This is a genomic window from Arthrobacter sp. BI5 (assembly GCF_056680065.1).
On record NZ_CM155264.1, the window covers coordinates 3450796 to 3474206 of the forward strand.

Annotated in this window: 21 protein-coding genes; 10 read left to right on the plus strand and 11 right to left on the minus strand. The window is 64.2% G+C overall.

Going from position 1 to position 23411, the window contains the following annotated elements:
• Positions 1-8: 8 nt before the first annotated feature.
• On the plus strand, positions 9-1100 hold the full coding sequence (locus AC1MED_RS15950) for a type I restriction endonuclease (protein ID WP_479784262.1): 1092 nt from the start codon (positions 9-11) through the stop codon (positions 1098-1100).
• 149 nt (positions 1101-1249) lie between these two features.
• On the opposite strand, the gene AC1MED_RS15955 is transcribed toward AC1MED_RS15950, so the two are convergent.
• The 4 genes from AC1MED_RS15955 to AC1MED_RS15970 form a co-directional block, all read right to left on the minus strand.
• Positions 1250-2137 (minus strand): fumarylacetoacetate hydrolase family protein, encoded by an 888-nt coding sequence (locus AC1MED_RS15955; RefSeq protein WP_479784263.1) that lies wholly within the window; start codon positions 2135-2137, stop codon positions 1250-1252.
• Between the two features lie 87 nt (positions 2138-2224).
• Positions 2225-2902, minus strand: a complete 678-nt coding sequence (locus AC1MED_RS15960; RefSeq protein WP_479784265.1) for an HpcH/HpaI aldolase family protein — start codon at positions 2900-2902, stop codon at positions 2225-2227.
• Between the two features lie 41 nt (positions 2903-2943).
• Positions 2944-4188 (minus strand): alpha-hydroxy acid oxidase, encoded by a 1245-nt coding sequence (locus AC1MED_RS15965; protein ID WP_479784267.1) that lies wholly within the window; start codon positions 4186-4188, stop codon positions 2944-2946.
• Between the two features lie 24 nt (positions 4189-4212).
• Entirely contained in the window at positions 4213-5613 is a 1401-nt protein-coding gene (locus AC1MED_RS15970; RefSeq protein ID WP_479784269.1) for an MFS transporter, read from the minus strand.
• A gap of 141 nt (positions 5614-5754) precedes the next feature.
• On the opposite strand from AC1MED_RS15970, the gene AC1MED_RS15975 reads away from it, so the two are divergent.
• Positions 5755-6714 (plus strand): LacI family DNA-binding transcriptional regulator, encoded by a 960-nt coding sequence (locus AC1MED_RS15975; protein WP_479784271.1) that lies wholly within the window; start codon positions 5755-5757, stop codon positions 6712-6714.
• A 55-nt stretch (positions 6715-6769) separates the two neighbouring features.
• On the opposite strand, the gene AC1MED_RS15980 is transcribed toward AC1MED_RS15975, so the two are convergent.
• The 3 genes from AC1MED_RS15980 to AC1MED_RS15990 form a co-directional block, all read right to left on the minus strand.
• The gene (locus tag AC1MED_RS15980; protein WP_479784273.1) at positions 6770-8710 is read right to left on the minus strand and encodes an ATP-binding protein; all 1941 of its coding nucleotides are present in this window, start codon (positions 8708-8710) and stop codon (positions 6770-6772) included.
• 81 nt (positions 8711-8791) lie between these two features.
• Complete coding sequence (locus AC1MED_RS15985) at positions 8792-9211, minus strand: DUF7793 family protein (RefSeq protein ID WP_479784275.1); 420 nt, start codon at positions 9209-9211, stop codon at positions 8792-8794.
• Positions 9212-9282: 71 nt separating this feature from the next.
• Positions 9283-11604, minus strand: coding sequence for a glycosyltransferase family 2 protein (locus AC1MED_RS15990; protein ID WP_346957915.1), 2322 nt, complete (start codon positions 11602-11604; stop codon positions 9283-9285).
• 271 nt (positions 11605-11875) lie between these two features.
• Between AC1MED_RS15990 and AC1MED_RS15995 the strand changes: the two genes are divergently transcribed.
• Entirely contained in the window at positions 11876-13414 is a 1539-nt protein-coding gene (locus AC1MED_RS15995; protein ID WP_346957916.1) for a chitinase, read from the plus strand.
• A gap of 34 nt (positions 13415-13448) precedes the next feature.
• Here the strand turns inward: AC1MED_RS15995 and AC1MED_RS16000 are convergent, their stop codons facing one another.
• Together AC1MED_RS16000 and AC1MED_RS16005 are read right to left on the minus strand one after the other, a co-directional pair.
• Positions 13449-13601, minus strand: coding sequence for a hypothetical protein (locus tag AC1MED_RS16000; protein ID WP_479784276.1), 153 nt, complete (start codon positions 13599-13601; stop codon positions 13449-13451).
• Positions 13602-13613: 12 nt separating this feature from the next.
• Positions 13614-14375, minus strand: coding sequence for a FadR/GntR family transcriptional regulator (locus tag AC1MED_RS16005; protein WP_479784277.1), 762 nt, complete (start codon positions 14373-14375; stop codon positions 13614-13616).
• 89 nt (positions 14376-14464) lie between these two features.
• On the opposite strand from AC1MED_RS16005, the gene AC1MED_RS16010 reads away from it, so the two are divergent.
• The 3 genes from AC1MED_RS16010 to AC1MED_RS16020 are packed head-to-tail and all read left to right on the plus strand — an operon-like array spanning position 14465 to position 17782.
• Positions 14465-15376 (plus strand): proline iminopeptidase-family hydrolase, encoded by a 912-nt coding sequence (locus tag AC1MED_RS16010; RefSeq protein WP_479784278.1) that lies wholly within the window; start codon positions 14465-14467, stop codon positions 15374-15376.
• Positions 15377-15413: 37 nt separating this feature from the next.
• Entirely contained in the window at positions 15414-16847 is a 1434-nt protein-coding gene (locus AC1MED_RS16015) for an APC family permease (RefSeq protein WP_479784279.1), read from the plus strand.
• Positions 16844-17782 carry an acetamidase/formamidase family protein gene (locus AC1MED_RS16020; protein WP_479784281.1) on the plus strand — a complete coding sequence of 313 codons (939 nt, stop codon included), beginning with the start codon at positions 16844-16846 and terminating at the stop codon, positions 17780-17782. Before AC1MED_RS16015 ends, AC1MED_RS16020 begins: the two co-directional genes overlap by 4 nt.
• A gap of 133 nt (positions 17783-17915) precedes the next feature.
• On the opposite strand, the gene AC1MED_RS16025 is transcribed toward AC1MED_RS16020, so the two are convergent.
• On the minus strand, positions 17916-18266 hold the full coding sequence (locus tag AC1MED_RS16025) for a DUF3846 domain-containing protein (protein WP_346957921.1): 351 nt from the start codon (positions 18264-18266) through the stop codon (positions 17916-17918).
• Positions 18267-18407: 141 nt separating this feature from the next.
• Entirely contained in the window at positions 18408-19751 is a 1344-nt protein-coding gene (locus AC1MED_RS16030; protein WP_479784282.1) for an MFS transporter, read from the minus strand.
• A 267-nt stretch (positions 19752-20018) separates the two neighbouring features.
• Between AC1MED_RS16030 and AC1MED_RS16035 the strand changes: the two genes are divergently transcribed.
• The 4 genes from AC1MED_RS16035 (at position 20019) to AC1MED_RS16050 (ending at position 23357) form a co-directional block, all read left to right on the plus strand.
• Complete coding sequence (locus AC1MED_RS16035) at positions 20019-20600, plus strand: PadR family transcriptional regulator (RefSeq protein WP_346957923.1); 582 nt, start codon at positions 20019-20021, stop codon at positions 20598-20600.
• A gap of 79 nt (positions 20601-20679) precedes the next feature.
• The gene (locus AC1MED_RS16040; protein WP_479784284.1) at positions 20680-21777 is read left to right on the plus strand and encodes an aromatic ring-hydroxylating oxygenase subunit alpha; all 1098 of its coding nucleotides are present in this window, start codon (positions 20680-20682) and stop codon (positions 21775-21777) included.
• 59 nt (positions 21778-21836) lie between these two features.
• Entirely contained in the window at positions 21837-22841 is a 1005-nt protein-coding gene (locus AC1MED_RS16045; protein ID WP_479784286.1) for a PDR/VanB family oxidoreductase, read from the plus strand.
• Positions 22842-23156: 315 nt separating this feature from the next.
• Positions 23157-23357 carry a hypothetical protein gene (locus tag AC1MED_RS16050; protein ID WP_346957925.1) on the plus strand — a complete coding sequence of 67 codons (201 nt, stop codon included), beginning with the start codon at positions 23157-23159 and terminating at the stop codon, positions 23355-23357.
• Positions 23358-23411: the final 54 nt, after the last annotated feature.

Consider the following 23411-nt stretch of genomic DNA (forward strand, 5'->3'; position numbering starts at 1 on the left):
GGGGACGTATGGAATTCGCAGAAAAACTCTCGGCATTGGCAGCAAAGGTGCGCCAGCAGCGAGGGGTAATTCAAACCGAAGAGGCAACGAAAAATGCGTTCGTGATGCCTTTCATCTCCACGATTCTCGGTTACGACGTCTTCAATCCAATGGAGGTCGTTCCTGAGTTCATCGCGGATGTCGGCCTCAAAAAAGGCGAGAAGATTGACTATGCAATCGTCAAGGACGGCGAAGTCCAGATCCTGATTGAATGCAAAAAATCGACGGAGCCCGTGAAGATTGAGCACGCTTCGCAGCTGTTCCGATACTTCGCAGTCACCAACGCGCGGATTGCAATCCTGACCAATGGCGAGGTCTATCAGTTCTTCACAGATCTGGACGCACCGAACCGCATGGACGCTAAGCCGTTCCTCGTCCTCGACCTGAACGACATCGACGAGACGCTCATCCCCGAACTGCAGAAGCTCTCCAAGGACGTCTTCGACCTCGACTCGATCATCAATGCTGCCGGCGAACTGAAATACATCGGCGAGCTCAAGAGGACGCTGGCTGCGCAGTTCAAGGAGCCAGAAGATGAATGGGTCAAGTTCCTGACCGGCCGCGTATACACCGGCGCTTACACGCAAAAAGTCCGGGAGCAGTTCACCGCCCTTGTTGCGAAGGCCTCGAAACAGTTCCTCAACGATCAGGTGAACGAACGCCTGAAAAAGGCTCTCGGCGCACCCGGCTTCCCGCAGAACGACGAGGCCACCGCTGCGGCGACGGTTACCAGTGCCCCCGTCGCCGAGGCCGATCTGGAAGCAGCGGATGGCATCGAAACAACTCTGGAGGAAATTGAGGGCTACCAGATCGTTCGCGCCATCGTCTGCAGCGAGGTGAAGCCGGCCCGCATTTCCCAGCGCGACGCCAAGTCGTACTTCGCAGTGCTTCTCGACGACAACAACCGCAAGCCGATCGCGCGGCTCCACTTCAACAGGACTCAGAAGTACATCGGCCTCTTCGGGAGTGACAAAGAGGAAACCCGCGTGCCGATCAGCTCCCTGGAAGAGATCTATGAGCACACAGAAGCCCTGCGTGCGAGTGTCCGGAGCTACCTGTGAACGAGACCTTCTCGGCCGATGCGAAAAACTAGCTACAAACGTCAGCTTTGGAAAGTGGGAGGGGCCGAGCGGCCATGAGATGAGGCCTGGGGCGGGCACATTCCCGCCCCAGGCTGCACTTAAATGCTGGGCTACGCAGGCCAGTTCAGTTAGGCCGCCGGACCGGCTACGTTTCCGTTTCTCGCCACGAAATGTTGGCGGATCTCGCCCAAACCCTCGATCGAGCTGACAAGCTCATCACCCGGGACAAGATACTGCTGGGGGGAACGGCCAAAACCAACCCCGTCGGGTGTACCCGTGAAGATGAGGTCCCCCGGATGAAGCTCAACAATTGACGAAAGATGATGGATCAGGTGGGGAAGGCCAAACACCAGGTTCTTGGTGTTCCCCTGCTGAAGTGTCTGGTTGCCGCGGGAGCATGACATGGACAAGCTGCCCGGGTCAGCGACCTCATCGCTCGAGGTAATCCAGGGGCCAGTGGGAGCGAAGCCCTTATAGGACTTGGCGATGGAGAACTGGGGTGCGCCGCCACCCGCGAACTGCAGCTCCCGGTCCGAGAGGTCCTGGCCCACCATGTAGCCGGCCACGTGCTCTAGCGCAGAGCCTTCGGGAATGTCTCGGCCGCCCGTGCCTATCACAGCTACCAATTCGACTTCCCAGTCCACAGATTCGCTGGGCAACTCAACGGTGTCCACGGCGCCGGTGAGTGACGACAAGTACTTCGTGAAGACAGCGGGGGTAGTGGGCAGGGCTAAGTTGACCTCCTCTGCATGGTCTCTGTAGTTCATACCGATGGCAAAAATCTGTTGCGGGGAAGCGATCGGGGCCTGAAGCTCGTTGGCGCTCAGGCTTCGCGCGTCTTCCCCCTGGAAATCCACCGAAGCGGCCCAATCTTTGAGCTGAGCCCAATCGCCCAGCAGCTCCGACGTTAGGGAACTGAAGCGCCCTCCGCTCGACTCTTCTATGTCGAGGCCAAGAATCTGGTCATGTGCTTTCAGGATCAGGAAGGCCCGGTTGTCGACGTTTCCTATGAGCATATTTCTGTCTCCGGTCTGGTGAGTTTGGTTGGGGGTTCGAGTGGTTGCGTTGAGCCGCAGCTCTTGGCAGGGTGGCTCAACTCGTTTTCACTGCCTGAGCATTAGCGCCGCTCCCTGAGCGAGCATCAGGACATCAGAGCTGAGGAGAAAAAGGTCTACTTTATGTGACGAGAATTCCGAGAGTTGTCCCGGCGAGGTCACAAACAAGCACGTTGCCAGCCCGTGGCTTCGCGCCGTTCTTAGGATTTCCCCGACTGCCTCAGAATGCGTTTCGGACCAGACTTCCTCGTTCATTGACGCCGCAAGGTCAAAGGGCCCGACCATGACCATGTCGAGGCCAGCCACGGCGCAAATCGAGTCCACGGAGGCAAGTCCTGCTGCCGTTTCGATTTGAACAATGACATAGCTTCCACGATCACGATCCGTCCAATAGCGGGAGTTTTGACCGTAGGCACCTGCCCTCCCCAGCCCCACCCCGCGTTCGCCATGGGGAGGAAAGCACGCGAGTGCCGCGGCCGCCCGGGCGTCCTCCGCCGAGGAGACCCGAGGCACTACGACGCCGACGGCGCCAGCATCCAGCACCTGGCTGATCTGGGGTCCTATGCCAGCGACCCTCACAAGGGGGAAGGCGCCCGCGACTTCAGCCGCCCTGATTCCCTCGGCAATGTCCTTCATGTCGAAGCTTGAGTGTTCGGAGTCAAGGCACAGAACCTCGAACCCCGCCCGGCCCAGAATCTCCACCGCCGACGGATGTGGAATGTTCACAAACGATCCCAATAAGGAGCCTTCACGCAACCTTTGTCGCATCAGGCGATCGCAATCGGAACGGACCGCGTAAGGGCACGGACATGGTCGCGGTTGAGCTCGCCAATCGATGTGACCCCAAGCAGTTTCATGGTGCGCTCGATCTCTGCCGAGAGGATCTCGATGCAGCGGTTGACGCCGGCTTCACCTCCGGCCATCAAGCCGTAGAGATATGCCCGGCCTATCAGAGTGAAATCCGCGCCCAAAGCTATGGCAGCGACAATGTCTGCCCCACTGGTTATGCCAGTGTCGAGCATGATGGTTCCGCGGTCGCCGACCCGGTCAACAATCTGCGGTAAAAGGTGGAACGGCACCGGCGCCCGGTCCAGTTGCCGGCCGCCGTGGTTGGAGACCACGATGCCGTCGGCACCGTGTTCAAAGGCTCGCTCGGCGTCGCCGACCGTCTGGATGCCCTTGACAACCAGCTGGCCTTTCCAAATCTCACGCATCCACCGGAGATCCTCGAAGGTGACGCTGGAGTCATAAAGCGTGGACACCAAGTCGCTCAGTGATCCGCCGCCAGTACGGTCGAAAGCGAACGAGTATGGCTCAGTCGTGAGGAAGTTGATCCACCATTCCGGTCGATACGAGGCGTCCAGCAGCGTCTTGAGAGTCAACTGCGGGGGAATGCTCATGCCATTTCGCAAATCGCGGACCCGATTTCCCGTGGTGGGCACGTCAACAGTAATGATGAGGGTGTCGTAGCCGGCCCTTGCCGCACTGTTGATCAAATCTATTGAGAGTTCGCGATCCTTCCAGAGATAGAGCTGGAACCATCGTCTGCCTTCGGGTGCTGCTGCGGCCACGTCTTCGATCGAGGTCGTTCCCACCGTAGACAGGGAGTACGGGATTCCTGCCTTGGCCGCCGCCGACGCCACCGCCCGCTCGCCCGCAGAGTGCATCATCCGGGTGAAGCCGGTGGGCGCCATCCCGAAAGGAAGAGCAGAAACCTTGCCCAGGACCGTCGTCGTCATATCGACGTTGGTTACGTCCCGGAGAATGCCGGGTTGGAACTCCACATCAAGGAAGGCTTGCCTCGACCGTTCGATGCTGACCTCGTGGTCGGCGGCCCCGTCCGTGTAGTCAAACGGACCGGCTGGAGTCCGTCGCTTGGCGATGCGACGGAGGTCAGCGATGGTGTGAGCGTTAGACAGTCGCCGGGTGGTTGGGTTTACCTCCGGCATTTTGAATTTGAGCAGCGGTGCGAAGTCTTTGATCTTCGGGACTTGTCGCTTCAGGTGGGTCATCTTTAATCTTTCTGGATGTATCGCTTAGACGCGGGCGTCGACTGCTGCCGGGGCCTCTTCGCCCTCATGGACCGGGGCATCGCCAACGGACTTGCCGACGGCAATGACTGCGACAATCGTGACAAGGCTGCAAATGATGCTGAACAGTGAAACGAGCCAGATTTGACCGCCGTTAGCGGCGATGAGAGCGGTAGCAATAAATGGCGTGGGGCCGGCGATCAGGGCGGCATTGATTTCCTTGCCAACGGCGATCCCGGTGTAGCGGTACCTAGCCGGGAACATGTTGGCATTGAGGGCGCCGCCGACGCCGTTCGTGGCGCCCGTGACGCCGCCGTAGCCGATGACCAGCGCCAGAATGCTGATGGCGAGGTTACCCGAGGAGAGCATTAGGAAGAACGGGACGGCCCAGAATACGCAGAAGATCATTGAGCCCAGGTAGACCTTGCGGTAGCCAATCCGGTCTCCGAGCATTCCCATCAACGGCGTCATGACCACGGTACTCAGCGCGGCAATGATGACTGCCATGAGGGCAGAAGCCCGGTCCATTCCGACGGTGCCCGTGAGATAGCTCAGTGCGAAGGCGTTCGCCAGGTAATTGTTGCAGTTATGGCCGGTCCACAGCAGAATCGCGCCGATTGTATTCCGGGGGTACAGCCGGAATACCTCCAGGAATGGAACGCGCTTTTTGCCCTCGCCTCCTTGGCTTTCCATTGCTTTGCGGTATTCGGGGGTTTCATCAAGGCTCTTGCGGATGTAGAGGGCCAAGAAGAACAGTACGGCCGATAGCAGGAATGGAATTCGCCAGCCCCATGCCAGGAGATCGTCCTTAGGCAGGCCGATGACGATCGTGAAGGCGATGGTAGCCAGCAGAACGCCGCCACCGGCAGTGCCGTTAACGAGGCCGGTGACCAAGCCTCGTCGCTTCGGCGACACAAATTCGGACACCACCGTCAAAGCGCCCGAAAGCTCTGCACCAGCACCGAATCCCTGAAGTGCTCGGAACAACACGAGCAATATCGGCGCCCAGATGCCGATGGCAGATGCAGGCGGAAGGAGGCCCACAGCCACCGTGGCGAATCCCATGAGCATGATGGTGAGGATCATGGCGGGCTTGCGGCCGATCGTGTCGCCCAAATGGGCAATGAAGATGCCGCCGAGCGGTCGCACAACAAAACCGACGGCGAAGGTAGCGAAAGCTGCAAGTGTGGCAGTCGTCGCGTTACCGCCGGGGAAAAACAGCGGTCCGATTACTAGACCGGCGGCCGCACCGTACAGGGCATAGTCGTACCATTCGATGAGCGTGCCGGCAGAGGAAGCGATTATGGCCTTTTTGGCGCCGGGGGACAAGCGCTTGGCCGCGGGCACGGCGTGGGCAGTTGGGGAGGACATCATTGACCTTTCCAAAACGAGGATGAGGGGGAGCAAGGCGATCCGTAGAGACGGTGACACGTGTCACCTAGTGGCACGTGTCACTACCGTACAATCGTCTCAACAGGTCCGCAAGGATTTGAGCAAACTTTCTCCGCGGGGCCCCGCATGACACAGAGCTGAGCAAGAAGGAGGCGCATGACAGCCCGGGTAGGCAAGCCGGCCACTAGCGCAGACGTGGCGAGGCTATCCAATGTCTCGCGAACAACTGTGAGCTACATTTTGAACGACGCCCCAGGCAGGCACATCAGCTCAGCGACACGGGACCGCGTTCTGGCTGCCGCTGAAGAGCTTGGCTACACGCCAAACGCGGCAGCAAAGGCACTCCGGGCCGGTAGGAACCAGCTGGTTCTCGCGCTAGTGCCCGACTGGGATATGGGGCCAACATTTTCGGCTGGAATGGAGGCGCTGAATCGTTTACTAGCCGACCGCGGATACATCTTGGTCATACACAGCCATTCAGATACCGTCCGGCCACTAACGTCGCTCTGGTCAGAGGTGCGACCAGCCATCGTAATGGTCTTCGGCACCCTAAAGGACCAGCACTCGAGGGCGCTTCGGGCGGCCGGAATCAGCTATACCGATGCGCGGATGTTCGAGTACCTGAGCGGGATCAGCAAGCTTCAGTCCGAGCACCTCTGGCGTCTGGGCCACCGACGGCTCGGGTACTTGCAGCCTGCCCACTTCGTCCCCCGCGAGATAACCGAATACCGCCGGGCGGGTATAGAACAGTATTGCGCAGAGCACGGCCTTGAGCCGCCTCTGGAAGCAAAACTGGAATACGGCATCGAAGCGGTCCACGAGTTAGATGAGGCATGGTTCCGAGTTGCTGACCCCATCACAGGTGTAATAGCCCATACAGACGAGCTCGCTGCGTTCGTCCTCAACGCTTCATCGATCAAGTTCTCCCCCGAGGGATTCGGCCTCATCGGCACGGGAGACCGGCCCATCGCGAAGCTGGGAATCACCACGATCGGCTTCGATTTCGACAAGGTTGCACTTTTTTGGGCGGACAGTGCGCTAGCCGCCTTAGAGGGCCGGAGCTCTACTTCCGCGCCGGAATTTCCGGGCTGGGTGGTTCAGCGAGAAACCGCCTGAACGCCGGCGATGAAGGCGGGCCTCCTCCGTTCGGGAGTGTCAATGGGCCTCCGACTCACCCCAGGAACGTCCGGTGGATGTCGCTGCCGTAACGGCGGATGATGTCCCGCTTGGCGCTCTTGAACGCCTCGAGGTCTCCGGCGTGGCCGTGCTGTTCGGCCCGGCGCCGGGCGAGCTCGTCCGCGATCACGTCCAGGAAGAGTTCGGCCAGCAGCAGCCGGGCCGAATCGCGGAACCGTCCGCGGCCGTCGACGTACAGCTGCACGGTCGGCGCGGCGGTATTGATGATGACCTTGCGGTCCGCGGCACTGTACACGGCGCGGTCCGCGCTGTTATGCAGGCTGCGGAATTCGTAGCCGGTGAAGAGGTCGACGCCGTGGTCCCGGCTTGGGCGGTGGGCTTCCCGGCGCGGCGCCGGCGCGGCGTCGACGGCGGCTACCGCGGGGTGCGGCGGCTGGTCGGCGCTATGCTGCGAAGCGTGCTCGGCGATGACGATTTCACACAGCGCCCAGTAGTCGCCGGCCCGGACGGTGAGCTCGCCCCGGTCGCCGGGCCGCTCCCCGGTCACGGTCCATTCCAGCCGCCGCGTGTCCCCCAGCGCGCCGACGGCGACCGGGGCCGGTGCCGGGTCGATCCGCAGCGAGCCGGGCAGCTCCAGCTCGAAGGCGAGCGTCCCGCCGTCGGGCAACTGCGCTGGGTCCACGAGCAGTGCGACGTGGAACGGGTGCCCCGGCGGGCGGTAGTAGAAGGGTGTGGTGAAGCGCAGCGCCGCCGGCTGCTCCCCTGCCGGCAGGCCGTCGCCGCGGCTCGGCGCCGGTGCCGTTTCCAGCCCCAGGTCGACGACGGCCGCCTCGCTCATGTGCTGCAGCAGCTGCTCGATCATCTCGGCGGTGCGGCCGGAGGTGGTGGCCCGCTCCAGGTGTGTCAGCTTTTCCTTCTCGGCCTGCACGGCCCCGGCGATCATCCGGCTGACGGCCTGGGAGAACGCGGCCACAAAGGGGTCCCGGGGGTTCAGGCCCTCACGCTCGTCACTGATGATCGCCCGGCCGCGGCCCAGCATCCCGGTCAGGGCGTCACAGGTGACGGAGCCGAAAAGGTACTCGGTGCCCACCTGGTTTTCGAAAGCGAACAGCTGGCAATCCAGGGCCGCCTTCCCGGAGAGCACCACCAGTCCGTTGGTGCGTTCGTCGCCTTTGAGTGTCAGCTCGGTGTCCGTGGCGCGTTTGAGCGTGAGGGAGAACGGGTACGCCTGACCCTCGAAACTGACGCTTCCCGGCTGGTCCGGCCCCAGCCGCAGGTCCGCCGGGGGTTCCTGGAACCGGACCGGGTCGCGGCGGTTCTCGCCGGAGCCAGGCTGCCCGTGATCCAGCTCCACGTTCCGCCGGTCCAGCACCGCCCGCAGGTAGAAATTGTCGGACAGGGACTGCAGCAGGGTGCTGTACTGGGTGATGCGGACGCGGGGATTGTCGACGACGATGCTCACCCGGGTGCCGCTGGCGGCCGGTGCCTCGTCGAGGCCCAGCCGGGCGTAGTCGGCCGGGAACGCGCGGCGGTCCTCCCCGCCGTCGTCGTAAAAGTAGCCGCCGTTCTGCCCGCGGAAGACGTCGATCCGGGTGAAGCGCCCTGCCTGGATGGTCTCGATCCAGCCGTGGCCCAGGCCGAAGATCGCCTGTTTGAGGCCGCGGCCGAAGAAGCCGCGGCCGTCGCCCTCGCCGCGCGCGAGCGGGCTGTGCGCGCCGCCGTAGCTGAGGATCCGGCCGGCCTGCTCAAAGGTCATGCCCTCGGCCTGGTCGCTGACCATCAGCACGGCCCCGGTAAGGTGCCGCTCGTACCGCACCAGGATCCGGCCGCTCACGTGGGCGCCGGTCTTTTCGAGCCGGGCGTAACTGTCGTCGCTGTTGGTGATCAGCTCCACCAGCGCCTTCTCCACCGATGCGAAGCGCCGCGAATCGATGCCGATCACGCGCTGGTCGACCTGGATTTCGGCAACCGTCATGCTGATTCCCTCGCTCACAACTGAAGCTGTTGCTGTGATGCCGCTCTTACCCGGACAGTAGCAGTCCCGGCAAGGGTCGGCCTAGGGAGTTATGGTTGCGGGCTGTTCCGGAAGCACCTCTGCGTCAGGGGTGTCCACGAAGCTGTTCAGCCAGGCCACGGCCTCTACCCGCGAGGTGAAGAATTCGTGCGGGTACCGGGTGTCCCGGCTGGTCGCCGCGGCCACCACGCGGTCCACCGCGCTCGATCCCAGGACCGCGATCGCAACCACGTCGACCGACTTGGCGAACTCGTACCGGGCGGCGGCGCTGATCTCCACGTCGGTCATGACGGACAGCATCGGCAGCCGCCTGCCCTGGCTGATCCGTTCGGTGGCGCTCATGGCATCGCGGGCGTCGTCGACGTCCACGAACGAACCGGGGGTCCAGACGGACTCAAGGATGCCGTCGCTGATGCGCAGGGAGTTCTTCCCGTCGGCAGCGAGCATTGGTTCTGGCATCATCTGGCCAAGTCTAGGCGCGGCCGTGCCGTGAACGGCGGCAACACGGCACGGCCCGGGCAGAAAACCGGCAGTCAGCGGACACCGGCCCGCTTGCGCCGGTCCTTTTTGCCGCGCAGGTCGCGGTTGAGGCGGCGGTCGCCGTGGTACAGGATCGACGCCCAGTCGACCTCCTCCGGGGACTTCGGAATGATCTGCGGCGGTGCCGGCGCGGCCCGCTTCGGCTTGACGTAGAGCCAGTTCAGCACCCCGAGGAAGATGTCCACGATCGAGTTCCTGATCCCCATGTAGGCGCGGATCGCGTACGCGGCCATGACCGCATTGAACGCCGCAAAGGCCGCGTTGGTCCAGTTTTGCTGCATGAAATCGCGGTACACGGTGAACAGGGAGAACGCCACGATCGCATACGGCGCGATCACGAAGAGCGCCGGGGCGGCCGTGCGGTCCTTGACCTTCGGGGTGCGCGCGAACGGGATCTTGTCCCCGGTCAGCGCCTGCTGCAGCGATTTCAACACGCCGGCCAGGTTCACCGGCATCAGCACCAGGTTGAACCCGTAGATCCGGAAGATGTCGCTGAACCGGTGGCCGCATTCGCGCAGGTCGCTGCCCATGGCCAGGAAGTACGGCAGCGCCGCGGCGAACACCAGCGGGCTGAGGAGCCGGCTGTCGTAGGGGTAGGCCAGCAGGAAAAGCAGGCCGAAGCTGGCCCAGGTGAGGGACGCCATGTAGTTGACGCGCAGCATGATTTCACGCGCCCGGACATCCTTGTCGAGGCCGCGGCGGTGCCGGATGGTGTCCCACAGCTTCGGCAGGATCAGCAGCCCGCCGTTGGCCCAGCGGCGGCGCTGCACTACCAGGGAGCCGAAGTCCGGGGGTGTGGCGCTGTAGCTCAGCCGCTCGGGATAGTTGACCAGGTCCCAGCCTTCGCGGCCCAGGTCCACACTGGATTCGGTGTCTTCAATGACGGTCCGGTCCTGGATGTAGGTCCGCACCTCGAATCCGCCCTCGGAGGAGACTTCCACAATGTCCTCAAGCGCGATTTTGCGAATCACGGCGTTGGCGCCCACCCAGAAGGTGGCGCCGTACCGGGTCATCCCCTGGTGCTGGATGTGCTGCAGATCGGTGGTGGCTCCGGCGACCCGTTCGATGCGCGTCGGCGCGCCGCGGAACGAGGAGTACGGCGTCTGCGTGACGGCGACCCGTTCGTTGCCGGGCGATTCCAGGAAGTGGACCAGGCGCAGGCAGTAGTCCCGCAGCAGCAGCGAATCGGCGTCGAGGGTCAGGACGTAGGTGCTGTCCTCGATCACGAGGTCGTCAGCGGCGGATTTAACCGCCGGCCGCAGCACCGTCCCGTCGGCCGTCTGTTCTTTCTGCCACCGGTGCCCCATGAGGCTCAGGTAGGAGTTCAGGTTCATGGCCTTGTTCGCCTCGTGCGACAGGCTCGCATACTTCTTGCGCTCGAAAGTCGACACGCGGGCGTTGAAGATCCAGGTCAGCCGCGCGTAGAGCTCCCGCATGCGTGCCGGCTCGGGCTCGGCGCCCTGTGCCTTGGCCGCATACAGGGCCGTCAGGACCAGCCGCAGCTCGCGGGCCAGGCCCATCAGCACCAGATCCACGAAGAATTCATCGACGTGGTCTTCAACCCGCTCCGCCTCGGCCATGCCCTCCAGCCAGCCGGCGGCGTACTCGTACTCCTCGATCAGCGCCGGCAGCTCCCCGCCGGCCTTCCCTTCGCCGCTCCGGCGGTTGAAGGCGTCGCTCGCGGCGTTCAAGCGCTCGGACGGCTCCTTGAGCGTCCGGGTGATGCTGGCCGCGAGGTCGCGGGTGGCTTGGAGCCGTTCCTGGTCGTCCGGGTCCGTGGGGGACGGCGGGTCGTCGAGCAGCAGGACGACGGACAGATCGGGGAATTCCTGCAGCGCAGCGGACCAGAGCGTGGCCCGGACCACCTGCGGCTCTTCGGCATAGGAAGGGACGAGGACCGTGACCGCGTCCTCGTAATCGGCGAAGTGGCGGTCCAGTTCCCCGCGGGGAACCCGGCGGTGCTCACGGAAGCGGTTCAGGGCGCCCTGCCGGGCCAGCAGGTACATCAGCGCCGAAAAAGTCAGGAATGTTACGACGACGACGTAAGACACTGCCTCCGCCCGGAACCGGAAGCCCGCCGTCGGATCGTTGATCAGCGCCCTGAGCACCGTGGTCACCACGTAGGCGGCCCAGGCCAGCACCGTCACCACGATGCCGATGCGGCCCCAAATGATTTTGCGGCGCGAGGGCTCCGGGTGCACGATCGCCAGCGGTTCCGAGCGGCGCTCCGCGCCCCATTGGCGCTTACGGCTCTTCGTTGCCTGCTCGTCGGCCGTAGTGTCGTCAGGCCGCGGAACGGTCAAGAGGTCAGACATGCATCCCCATCCACATCATGTGCACCCCCAGCGGACACACGTCAGGCCGCCCTTCCCGTCAATTCGGGGTGCGGCCTGCCCTTATACTAAGCGCACGACCCCAAATAACTTGTCCCCCGGCTTTATCACCTGGCCAGCGGCAGAATATTTGGCCGCGAATCCGCGTGGAGGGGTTGGAGCACCACACTTTGACAAGCATTGGGGTATATCTGTGTCGAACCGCTTTCCCGGGCGCCGTCTCTCTAAACTGCGGCTCGGAATTCTCGTATTGGTGCTGGTGGCCCTCACGGGCGGGTCGTATCTGGGGCTCCGCTCCTTCCAGGACGCCAATGCAGCGTCCTCGATCCCCTCGGTGTTCTCCGGCTACGTCGATGTGACGGCCACGCCCAGGTTTGCGTTCGAATCGCCGACCAGCCCCGAGGCCAGGGGTGCCGTCCTGTCCTTCATTGTTTCGGACAAGCAGGATCCCTGCGCGCCGTCGTGGGGAGCCTTCTACAGCCTTGCCCAGGCCGAAACGGATCTGGACCTGGACCGGCGGATCGCCAGGCTGCGCCAGGTGGGCGGCACCGTCTCCGTGTCATTCGGCGGCCTGAGCAACGACGAACTGGCCGTCGGGTGCACCGACGCCGACAAGCTCACCAGCGCCTACCGCGAAGTCGTCGAACGCTACGACCTGCGCTCGATCGACCTTGACGTGGAGGGAGCAGCACTCTCTGACACGGCGTCCATCGACCGGCGCGCCAAGGCCGTGGCCGCCCTCCAACAGGACCGCAAGAGCAGCGGGAAGAGCCTCGAGGTGTGGCTGACCCTCCCCGCTGACCCGGCAGGACTGACGCAGGCGGGGCGGGACCTCGTCTCCCGCACGCTGGGCGCCGGCGTCGAACTGGCCGGCGTGAACATCATGACGATGGACTTCGGCGGCAGCAAGGCCGCCGGCCAGACCATGTACCAGGCGTCCGCTTCCGCGGCCGACGCAGCGCACACGCAACTGCAGTCGCTCTTCCGCAAAAACGGCGAGGACCTCGGTACGGACACGGCCTGGCGCAAGCTCGGCATCACCCCGATGATCGGGCAGAACGACATCGCCGGGGAGATCTTTACCCTGGACGACGCCGCTGCCCTCAACGCCTATGCCAAATCCAAGGGCGTGGGCCGGGTCTCCATGTGGTCGCTCAACCGCGACCGGACCTGCGGCAGCAACTACCCGGACGTCACCAAGGTTTCCGACAGCTGCAGCGGCGTCAAGCAGGGCGACGCTTCCTTCGCCACCGTACTGGGCGCCGACGTCATTCCCACGGGTTCGGCCGCGGCTCAGGCGCCGTCCGCCTCCGCCACCCCGACCGCCACAGCCACGGACGACCCCTCGACCAGCCCCTACCCGGTCTGGAACGAGACCGCGCGCTACGTCGTCGGCGACCGTACGGTGTGGCACGCCAACGTCTACGAAGCCAAATGGTGGACGCAGGGCGACAGCCCGGACAACCCCGTGGTGCAGGGCGCCGCCGCCCCGTGGAAGCTGATCGGCCCGGTACTGCCGGGAGACCGGCCCAGCCCGCGGACGACCATTCCGGCCGGCACCTACCCGGATTGGTCCGCCAAAACGGTCTACCAGCGCGGCTCGCGGATCCTGTTCGACGGCTACGCCTTCGAGGCCAAGTGGTGGACACAGTCCGACAGCCCGCAGGCCATGCTTGAGGGCGCCCCGGATTCCCCGTGGATGAAACTCACCGCCACCCAGCTCCAGTCACCGCCGGCGACGGCGTCCGCGACGCCGACGGCCAAGCCGACGGCGACGGCGACGGGCAAGTAGGCGCTGCGCGGGAGCGCCAAGGTGGAAGGCGCCGCTAGCCCAGGGCGATACTGAACGCCAGCACGGCCAGGACGAGGGACACCGGGGCCATGACAGGCTGTTCGTGCCTGCTCTTGGACGCAACGTTGGGCAGTACGCTGCGCACCAAGCGTAGGGACGTTTCCGCGGTCGGACAGTCAACAGCCACGATTTGGGTCCCCTAGTTGGAGCCGGCCCGGGTCAGCGCAGCTTCCAGCAGCTCGATATCGATCCGTGCATGCGTAAGACCTATCGTTCCCGCTTCCGCCTGGCGCTGCGCACAGATGGCATCAACGAGTCGCTCATGATCAGCCAGCGCGCGGAGCTCCATCTCACGCATTCCCTCAGCGAAACCCCAGAGATGGGCTGGCGCAGCGAGCCCGATCTGGGCCTCGAGTTCCAAGAGAATCCGCGTCAGGGTCACGTTGTGGGCGGCCTCTGCAATAGCCATGTGGAGGCGCGCGTCGGCCTTCTGCGAGGCGCTGCCCGATTCGGCCACCCGGTAGGATTCCAGCCGTTCCCGCAGAACAGCGGTATCAGCATCGGTTCGGTTCTCCGCTGCTGCTCGGGCGATCGCGCCATGTAGATGGACCATGGCCTCGCAGGTGTCGCGCAATGATTCCCAGCGGGACGAGAGTGTTCTCTGCACGGAGGCGTTGGACACCGCCGTCCATTGTTCCCGGACGAACGACCCGCCGGCACGGCCGCGTTGGGTAGACAGCAGTCCCTGATCAACCAACCGGCCGATGGCGGCTCGAACCGTCATTCTTCCAACGTGCAAGGATTTGGCCAGATCCCGCTCCGATGGCAAGCGCGCGCCGGGCAAGTACTCGCCCACAGCGATCGCTGTGATTAGGCGGTCGGTGATTTCATCGGCCCTGCTAACAGCGGCCAGAGGCATGTCCAGCGCCCCCTCGGGACTGTCGTCTTTGCTCTTGCCCATGGCACCAACTTATACATATTCCTAAAAGGTCTTGGAATTAGACCATTAGTGCGCGAAGATGATCCTCACGTCCGACCAAAGGATCCAGAGTGACAACCCTCACAACCCACCGCATTCCGTTCCGCCAATGGGAGACCTGGGCCGCGTGCTTCACCCCAGACATCCCGGTGCCGGGCGCGCTCCCCCTCGTTGTGCTTCACGGCGGCCCGGGCATGGCCCACAATTACCTGAAAAACCTTGAGGAATTGACGTCCACCGGGCGCACCGTCATCCTGTACGACCAGCTGGGCTGTGGAAACAGCTCGCATCTGCCCGACGCTCCGGCGGACTTCTGGGTCCCGCAGTTGTTTGTCGACGAGTTCCTCAACCTCCTCGCGCACTTCCGTCTCGGCGACTTTCATCTTCTCGGGCAGTCCTGGGGAGGGATGCTGGGCGCGGAAATCGCCGTGCGCCAGCCACCGGGGCTGGCAAGCCTTTCCATCTGCAACTCGCCCGCCTCGATGGGACTCTGGGCTGAGGCCGCCACGGAGCTCAGGGAGCAGCTGCCCCGGGAAGTCCAGGACGCGCTGACGTTCCACGAGGACGCGGGCACGGTGACGACACCCGAATACGTTGCTGCGGCTTCCGCGTTCTACGATCGGCATGTTTGCCGCATTACGCCCTTTCCAGCAGATTTCGAGGAGAGCGTGGCCCAAATGGAGGCCGAACCGACGGTCTACCACACGATGAACGGCCCTAACGAGTTCCACGTCATCGGAACGCTTCGCGACTGGAGCATCATCGACCGGCTCCACCGGGTAACCGCCCCGACGTTGGTAGTAGCCGGCGAATTTGACGAGGCAACCCCCGCTACCTGGGCGCCGTTCATCGCCAATATTCCGGATGCCGCCAGTCACGTCTTCCCCGGAGCGAGCCACTGCTCGCACCTCGAGCAGCCCGAGGCATTTCGGAGCGTCATTGCCGCGCACCTGGCCCGCCACGACCACCAAGTCCCCTCTTAGCACCAACTACTACTCCCTCACTCCCAGAAAGATTTCGATGGCAAACTCATCCAGCCCCCCTGAACTCAGCGCCCAACAGCAACTCGAGGCCTTCGGCTACAAGCAGGAACTAAAACGGTCGGTATCCACCACGGACCTCCTCGTCTACGGGCTCGTCTTTATGGTGCCGATCGCACCGTGGGCAATCTTCGGCGTCGTCTACAACGCGGCGGGAGGCATGGTCCCGCTCGTTTACGTGATCGGCCTGGTCGCCATGATCTTTACCGCCCTCGCCTATCAGCAGATGGCAAAGTCCATCCCCCTCGCCGGCTCCGTTTTTTCCTACGTGGGACGCGGAATCCATCCCACGGCCGGGTTCTTCGCCGGCTGGGCAATACTGCTGGACTACCTTCTCGTCCCTACACTGCTGTACGTGTTCGCTGCCGAGTCGATGGTGGGGATCTTCCCCGATTCACCGCGCTGGCTCTGGGCGCTGATCTTTGTCGCGATCAACACCGTCGTCAACTTGCTCGGGATCAGCTCGATCAAACGGATGAACCGCATCTTCCTTGCAATTGAACTGATTTTTGTCGTGATCTTCGTCGTCATCGCCGTCAATGCATTGGCCGGTCACACCGTCCCCGGCGCCGAGCTAACAATGAACCCAATCTGGGACGCGAGCAAAGTCACGGGGCCGCTGATCGCCTCCGCGCTGTCCATCGCCGTGCTGAGTTTCCTCGGATTTGACGGCATCTCCACCATGGCAGAGGAGGCCACGGGCGGCCGCAACGCCGCTGGCCGGGCCATGATCCTGGCCCTGTTCCTCGTGGCTTTCCTGTTCATCCTGCAGACGTGGTTGGCCAGCGCACTGGCCGCGGGCCGGGACACGTTCAGCGACGACGAGGTGGGCAATGCATTCTTCACGGTCGTTGAGGCCGCCTCCAACAGTGGCTGGATGACGGCATTCTTTGTAGTGAACGTGCTCGCGATCGGTGTTGCAAACGCCATGGCAGCGCAGGCCGCTACCTCGCGGCTGCTGTATTCAATGAGCCGGGACCGTCAGCTGCCGAAGTTCCTGTCCCGGATCGACACCCGCCAGGTGCCCCGGAACGCCATCATCCTGGTGTCCGCCATCTCGGCGGTTCTCGTCCTGTTCTTCGTGGGGCAAATCGACGTCATTTCCGCTCTCGTGAACTTCGGCGCACTGTTCGGGTTCCTGCTTCTGCACCTTTCGGTAATCGTCCACTACGTCGTTCGCAAGAAATCGAAGAACTACCTGCTGCATCTCGTGGTGCCGATCCTGGGCTTCCTGATCATTGGCTACGTATTGCTGAACGCGGCGCCCGAGGCGAAAATTGGCGGCGCCATCTGGCTGGTCGTGGGCGCTGCAGTCTTCGCATATTACAAATTCACCGGCCGAACCCCGGACCTGGCAGAGAACAACGGCACCAATCCCGAGCCTGCAATGAGCGGAACGGAGTCCCAGCTGTGAGCGTCATCGCCGATCATTTCCTCGACAAATCCCACGGGAAATTCTCCTTCTCCGCGAAGGAGGAGCCCGCGCTTCGGATCGCGCCCGGAACTGGAGAGCGGATCGCTTTCGAGACGAGCGACGCCGTCTACGCGGAGCTGCACGAACACCACGACTTGGACCGGCTCACCGTCGGCATCAATCCGGTCACCGGACCGGTGTTCGTGGACGGAGCCGAGCCGGGAGACGCCCTGATCGTCACCATTCACGAGATCTTGCTCAAAGACTTCGGCTGGTCCGTTAGCCTGCCGGGAACGGGAGCGCTGCGGCACGTGATGGGCGAAAAGATGTTCACCCGCCGGATCCCGATAGATGCAGCCGGCGTGCACGTGACCGATCGCCACGTCTTCGACGCCCAGCCCATGATCGGCTGCATCGGCACTGCCCCGGCCGAGGGGGAGAACTCGACGGTCATGCCCAGCTTCGCCGGGGGCGGCAACATGGACCTCACTGGGTGCCGGCCGGGTTCGAAGGTCTACCTTCCCGTCATGGTGGAGGGCGCCTACCTTTCGATCGGAGACATCCATGCCCTCATGGCGGAGGGGGAATCATCCTTCGTGGCCATCGAGGCCGAGGGTACAGCCGTCATCAGCATCGAACTTGTCAAAGAGATGAATCTTCGCGCCCCCAGGATTGAAACTCGCGAAGACTGGTTCTTCGTCGGCCTGGGCGACCCGGTGCAGGAAAGCATCACCCGCGGCTACGAGGACATGTTCCACTTCCTCCTCACGGACCACGGCTGGCAGCCGGACGACGCCTACGCAGTGCTGAGTGCCGTCGGCGACTCCCGGCTCGGAGGCCCAACCGGATCTTCGACGCCGGATCCTCTTCACCCGTTCACCCCGGTGGGGGCAGTCACGGTTCACCGGCTGCCCAAGAGCGTGCTGCAGCCGTAGTACTGAACTGCAACCCTCGAACGGCTGAGCCTGTCGCGATCCCGCGGCAGGCTCAGCCTCGTTGAAGGCACATTCTCTTTCGCGCAGCAGGTCCGGTCACGGGAAGTCCGCTGTTACTGAACAGCCCAACCGGTCAGGCGACCAGCGGCGTATCAAAGAACTCCTCCGCCAGCCGGATCAGGTGCTGCGGGACGTCGGCGTCCTGGCCGTGGTCGCCGTGGCCGAGGATGACGGCGGTGCCTCGCGCAACGCCGGACAAGTCCAGCCCGCAGTCGTACATCAACTGTGCGGCGCGCAGGTTCGCCGGGAGGTTGGCTGTCACGCCTTCAGCGTTGAGGTAGACGTGCCAGTTCCCGCGGGTGACTGTTTCAAGGTCTCCGCCCACCAGGCCCTGTAGGGTGCGCTGGTCGGTCTCGATGGCGTCCAGCCGGACAGGTTCGCTGATCCGGGCCGGGATTATCAGTGCTGTGTATTTCGTGGTCATTTTGGGTCCGTTGTTAATAACAACGGTGTCTTTCGCCGTGTTCCCTGAGACCGGGTAGAACGCAAGAGGACGACGGCGGGAGCTTCCCGCCGTCGTCCTCTCATGTTTTCGTGCCGGTTGCGGGCCGGTCCGGCCGCCGGGTCAGACGGACAGCGGCACTTCCTCGGCCGCGCCGTCGTGCGCGGCGGGCTCCGGCGTGGCCGGGCGCATCGCCGCGACGGCGCCGCCGGCCACGAGGACCACAGCCCCCACACCCATGTAGAGCATGGACGCCGTCCAGTGGGCGTCCAGCAGGGCGCCGGTGATCAGCGGGGCAACGATCGCGCCGACGCGGCCGATTCCGATCGCCCAGCCGACGCCGGTGCTCCGGACGGACGCGCCGTAGAGGGCCGGGGTGATGGTGTACATGCCGGCGATGCAGCCGTTGATGAGCATGCCCACGATGCCGCCCGCGACGAACGCCAGGGCAAGGATGCCGGCGGTAGAAATGAACATCACCATGGTGGCGGCCGAGAGGACGGCGAACACGATCATCACCTTGCGGCTGTTCCAACGGATGGTGAGCAGGCCGTAGAGCAGGGACCCGAAGGTGCCGCCGAGGGTGAGCATGAGGCCGCCGATGACGCCCTGGCTCTCGGTCATGCCGGCGGTGACGAGCAGCCGCGGCGTCCAGCTGTTCACGAAGTAGAACCCGAACATGGTGGCGAAGAAGGCCAGCCAGACGAGCCAGGTGGAGCGGCGGTTGCCGGCGGTGAAGAGCTCGGAGAGTTTGTTCCTGCGCTGCGCGACCGCGGCGGGGGCGGGGATCTCCGTCACTTCGGGCTGCCCGATCTTGCGGGCAATCTTGTTGAGGCGCTCGAGGACGTTGCGGGGGCGGCGGCTGGTCAGGAAGTCCACCGACTCCGGCAGCAGGACCGCCAGCAGGAGCAGGACGACGCCGGTGCAGATGCCGCCGAAGACGAAGACCGCGCGCCAACCGAAGTTTGCCTGCAGGGACACCGCGGCGGCGCCGCCCAGGGTCGCGCCGATGCCGTAGCCGGCCGTGTAGATGCTGATGGCCAGACCGCGCCACCGCTTGGAGGAGTATTCGCTGGCAATCACGTTGGTGCAGGCGAGGATGCCGCCGATGCCCAGGCCCGTGACAACACGCCAGATGCCCAGCTCCATCGCCGAGTGCGCCAGGGAGGCGAGCAGCATGCCGGCGGTCGCCAGGCCCACCGAGACCAGGACCATCGGCCGGCGGCCGATCACGTCGGCGAAGGGCGCCAGGCCCAGGGATCCGATGGCCATGCCGACCAGGCCGGAACTGAGCAGGACCCCCAGCTCGGCGCCGCTGAGGCCGAACTCGCGGGTGACGCTGTTGGCCGTGAAGGCCATGGCCAGGACGTCGAAGCCGTCGAGGGCGTTGAGGATGATGCACAGTCCGACGATCAGCCATTGGTACAGGGACATGCGGGACGCGTCGATGCGTTCTTGCAGTTGCATGGGACTACTTTCTGGAGGCCGCGGACAGTCCGGGCGGGTACAAAGTTGCGTGCCGAGAGGCAGGGTGCGCCGCTCGGGGGCCGATGCCCGCTGCCGGACCTCGTCGTCGAAGGGCCGGCGTCCGGACAACTATCTATACTGATAGCTAGATGTGGCGTGAGACACAGCCTAACTATGAACATAGTTAGTTGACAAGAGTGTCAAGAAAGCTGCACCCCGGCGGCCGCACCGCGGCCGGCGGACCCTACCGGAGAGGATCGGTGGCAGGTGAGCCTGCGCTACGCCCTGCTGGCACTTCTGACGTCCCAGCCCCTGACGGGCTACGACGTCTTCAAGCACTTCGAACAATCCGTCGGCTACGTTTGGCACGCCCCGGACTCGCAGATTTACCCCGAGCTGCGCCGGATGGAAAAGGACGGCCTGCTGCGCGGCGTCGAGGAGCCCTGGGGCAAGAAGGGTAAAAAGAAGCGCTACCACATCACCCCGGAGGGGGTTGAGGCGTTCCGCGCCTGGATCAACACCACGCTGGACTACACCCGCGAACGCGACCCGATCCACCTCAAGGCGGCCTATCTGGAGTGGGCCGAACCGGACGCAGCCCGGGCGCAGCTGCACGCCCACATTGCGTACCACTCGTCCCGCGCGCAGCAATGGCAGGAGATGATTGCCGCACTGCAGGACCGGACGAATCCCATCCTGGCCGCCCGCCTCGAAACGGCCCCGGATGCAGACCGGGCCAAGATCGCCGGCTACAAGATCTTCACCTATGAGGGCATGATCGAGCGCGCCAACGCCGAGGTCCACTGGGCCGAGCGCGGCCTGGAGCTGATCGACAGGCTCAACCCCTAGGCCTTGCCACTATCTATCAACATAGTTATGCTGTGACGCAGACCACTACCTATGTAGATAGATATAGCGAAGGAATGACATGACCGCGATGATGCAGTCCGTTAGTTCGACCACGAACAAGGTGCTGGGGTATCCGCTGAACGCCTGGTACGTGGCCGCCTGGGACCATGAGGTGACCCGGAAGCCGATGTCCCGGCGGATCGCGGACCGGCCGCTCGCCCTGTACCGCACCGAGGACGGCAAGGCGGTGGCACTCGCGGACGCCTGCTGGCACCGGCTGGCCCCGCTCTCCATGGGGAAGACGCTCGCCGGCGATACGATCCAGTGCCCGTACCACGGCATCGTCTACAACTCCGCCGGCCGCTGCGTCTCCATGCCGGCGCAGGAAACCATCAACCCGAGCGCCACCGTGCCATCCTTCCCGGTGATCGAACGGTACCGGTACGTCTGGGTCTGGCTGGGCGATCCCACCCAGGCCGACCCCACCCTGGTCCCGGACATGCACCAGATGAGCTCGGAGGAATGGGCCGGTGACGGCGAGACCATTTTTGCCCCTTGCAACTACCAGTTGGTGCTGGACAACCTGATGGACCTCACCCACGAGGAGTTCGTCCACTCCTCCTCGATCGGGCAGGACGAGCTGAGCGAGTCCGATTTCAAGGTCACCCAGGAGGGCAACACCGTCACCGTGTCCCGCTGGATGCTGGACATCGATGCGCCGCCGTTCTGGCTCAAGAACATGCGCGACAAGTTCCCGGGCTTTGAAGGCAAGGTGGACCGCTGGCAGATCATCACCTTCCAGTCGCCGTCGACCATCAACATCGACGTCGGCGTCGCCAAGGCCGGCACGGGGGCGCCGGAAGGTGACCGCAGCCAGGGCGTGAACGGCTTCGTCATGAACACCATCTCCCCCGAAACCGCCAAGACCTGCCACTACTTCTGGGCCTTCATGCGGAACTACCGGCTGGAGAGCCAGCTGATCACCACCCAGCTCCGCAACGGCGTCAACGGCGTCTTCGGCGAGGATGAGGCCATGCTCAAGGCCCAGCAGGAGGCGATCGACGCCAACCCGGACTACGAGTTCTACAACCTCAACATCGACGCCGGCGGCATGTGGGTCCGGAGGCTGATCGAGCGCCAGCTCGCCGCCGAGGGCCGGCTCATCCCCACCGTCTGACCGCCCGCGGGCGGCCAGCCCGGAGCCACCAAGCCCCAGCGAGAAGTTAGAAGAAAGTCATGGCAGCAAGCAACACAGAGGTCTGGCAGACCGGCACCGTCGTCGAGGCGGAGGCGGTCACCGCGGAAACCCGCCGGCTGGTCCTGTCCCAGTCGCTCCCAAAGAAGGCCGAGCCCGGCTCGCACATCGACGTTATGGTCACCATCGACGGCGAACGGCACAAGCGTTCCTACTCCGTCGTGGACTGCAGCGAGGACGGCCGGCTCGTGGCCATCAGCGTCTACCGGGCACCGCAGTCCCGGGGCGGTTCGGTCTTTATGCAGGGCCTGGAGGCCGGAGACCAGCTGGAGATCACCCAGCCGCTGCAGAACTTCCCGCTCCGGGTGGGCGCCCCGCGCTACGTGCTCCTCGCCGGCGGCATCGGCATCACCGCGATGGTCAATATGGCCCGGGTGCTGCGCAACATCAAGGCGGACTACACCGTTGTCTACGCCGGCCGCAGCCGGTCCGCCATGGCATACCTGCCCCAGCTGGAAGCGCTGCACGGCGACGCGCTCCGGGTGCACGTGGATGACGAAGGCACGGCGCTGAAGGTCGACGCCTTGCTGGAGGGGGTCGACCCGGAGACGGAGCTCTATATGTGCGGACCGATCCGGCTGATGGACGCCGTGAAGCGCGGCTGGGACGCACGCGGGCTGAGCGTGCCGAACCTGCGGTACGAGACGTTCGGCAACAGCGGCTGGTTCGACCCGGAGGAATTCGTCGTGCGTGTGCCCCGGCTGGGCGTGGAGACGACCGTCGGGCCCGGCGAGTCCATGCTGGAAGCGCTCGAGGGCGCAGGCGTGGACATGATGTTCGATTGCCGCAAGGGCGAATGCGGACTCTGCGAAGTCCGGCTGCTGGGCCTGCAGGGCACCGTCGACCACCGGGACGTGTTCTACAGCGAGCGCCAGCAGCACGCCGCGGCGAAGATGTGCTGCTGCGTGTCCCGGGCCGTCAGTTCCGACACCGGAGCGCGGGCGGACGCAACAGGGGAACGCGCCGTCGTCACCATCGACGTGTGATTGCGGGGGCGCCCGCCCTTCTGTGATGAGTCTCACCTGCAATAATCGCCGTCTGGCTTGAGCGGGCCGCCCGGCGCTGTGCATCATAAAAAGGCAGGCAGGGGCGTCAACTCCCCCGCCGGCACAGCCCCGATCCCCGCTTTGACGCCGCGCGTCCGAAGCGGGGCAGGGGCACCATCCTGGTGGACGCAATGAGGCCAAACCGGTGAGCTCGCAGAGCTGCCCACGGTCTCAGGTGTTCCTGGGTTGGCCTACGGCGGCTCCGCATCGGTGCGGCAGCCGGACACCCGGATTCAGAAATGGAAGCACTGAACAATGACGTTTGAAACTGCCAACGCTGTCACCCACAAGCTCTGGGACCGCTCCACGATGCACCACGAGCTGGACGCCCTGGTCCACGACCTCTCGGTCCGGCACAATACCGCGAAGTCCAACATCGCGGTCCACGCCAGCGGCCCCAACACCTTCACCCTCAGCCTGAACGGCGCGGCCAACCTGGATTCGGCCTCCGCCTAGCAGCACCCCTTGCAACGCAGGAATGACGACGACGGCGGGAGCTTTCCCGCCGTC

Coding starts and splice junctions, on each gene's coding strand:
- AC1MED_RS16040 (WP_479784284.1), top strand. CDS start 20,680: ATGACCGCGATGATGCAGTCCGTTAGTTCGACCACGAACAAGGTGCTG.
- AC1MED_RS15965 (WP_479784267.1), bottom strand. CDS start 4,188: ATGACCCACCTGAAGCGACAAGTCCCGAAGATCAAAGACTTCGCACCG.
- AC1MED_RS15950 (WP_479784262.1), top strand. CDS start 9: ATGGAATTCGCAGAAAAACTCTCGGCATTGGCAGCAAAGGTGCGCCAG.
- AC1MED_RS15975 (WP_479784271.1), top strand. CDS start 5,755: ATGACAGCCCGGGTAGGCAAGCCGGCCACTAGCGCAGACGTGGCGAGG.
- AC1MED_RS16030 (WP_479784282.1), bottom strand. CDS start 19,751: ATGCAACTGCAAGAACGCATCGACGCGTCCCGCATGTCCCTGTACCAA.
- AC1MED_RS16045 (WP_479784286.1), top strand. CDS start 21,837: ATGGCAGCAAGCAACACAGAGGTCTGGCAGACCGGCACCGTCGTCGAG.
- AC1MED_RS15980 (WP_479784273.1), bottom strand. CDS start 8,710: ATGACGGTTGCCGAAATCCAGGTCGACCAGCGCGTGATCGGCATCGAT.
- AC1MED_RS16050 (WP_346957925.1), top strand. CDS start 23,157: ATGACGTTTGAAACTGCCAACGCTGTCACCCACAAGCTCTGGGACCGC.
- AC1MED_RS15990 (WP_346957915.1), bottom strand. CDS start 11,604: ATGTCTGACCTCTTGACCGTTCCGCGGCCTGACGACACTACGGCCGAC.
- AC1MED_RS16025 (WP_346957921.1), bottom strand. CDS start 18,266: ATGACCACGAAATACACAGCACTGATAATCCCGGCCCGGATCAGCGAA.
- AC1MED_RS16015 (WP_479784279.1), top strand. CDS start 15,414: ATGGCAAACTCATCCAGCCCCCCTGAACTCAGCGCCCAACAGCAACTC.
- AC1MED_RS15985 (WP_479784275.1), bottom strand. CDS start 9,211: ATGATGCCAGAACCAATGCTCGCTGCCGACGGGAAGAACTCCCTGCGC.
- AC1MED_RS16005 (WP_479784277.1), bottom strand. CDS start 14,375: ATGGGCAAGAGCAAAGACGACAGTCCCGAGGGGGCGCTGGACATGCCT.
- AC1MED_RS15955 (WP_479784263.1), bottom strand. CDS start 2,137: ATGCTCATAGGAAACGTCGACAACCGGGCCTTCCTGATCCTGAAAGCA.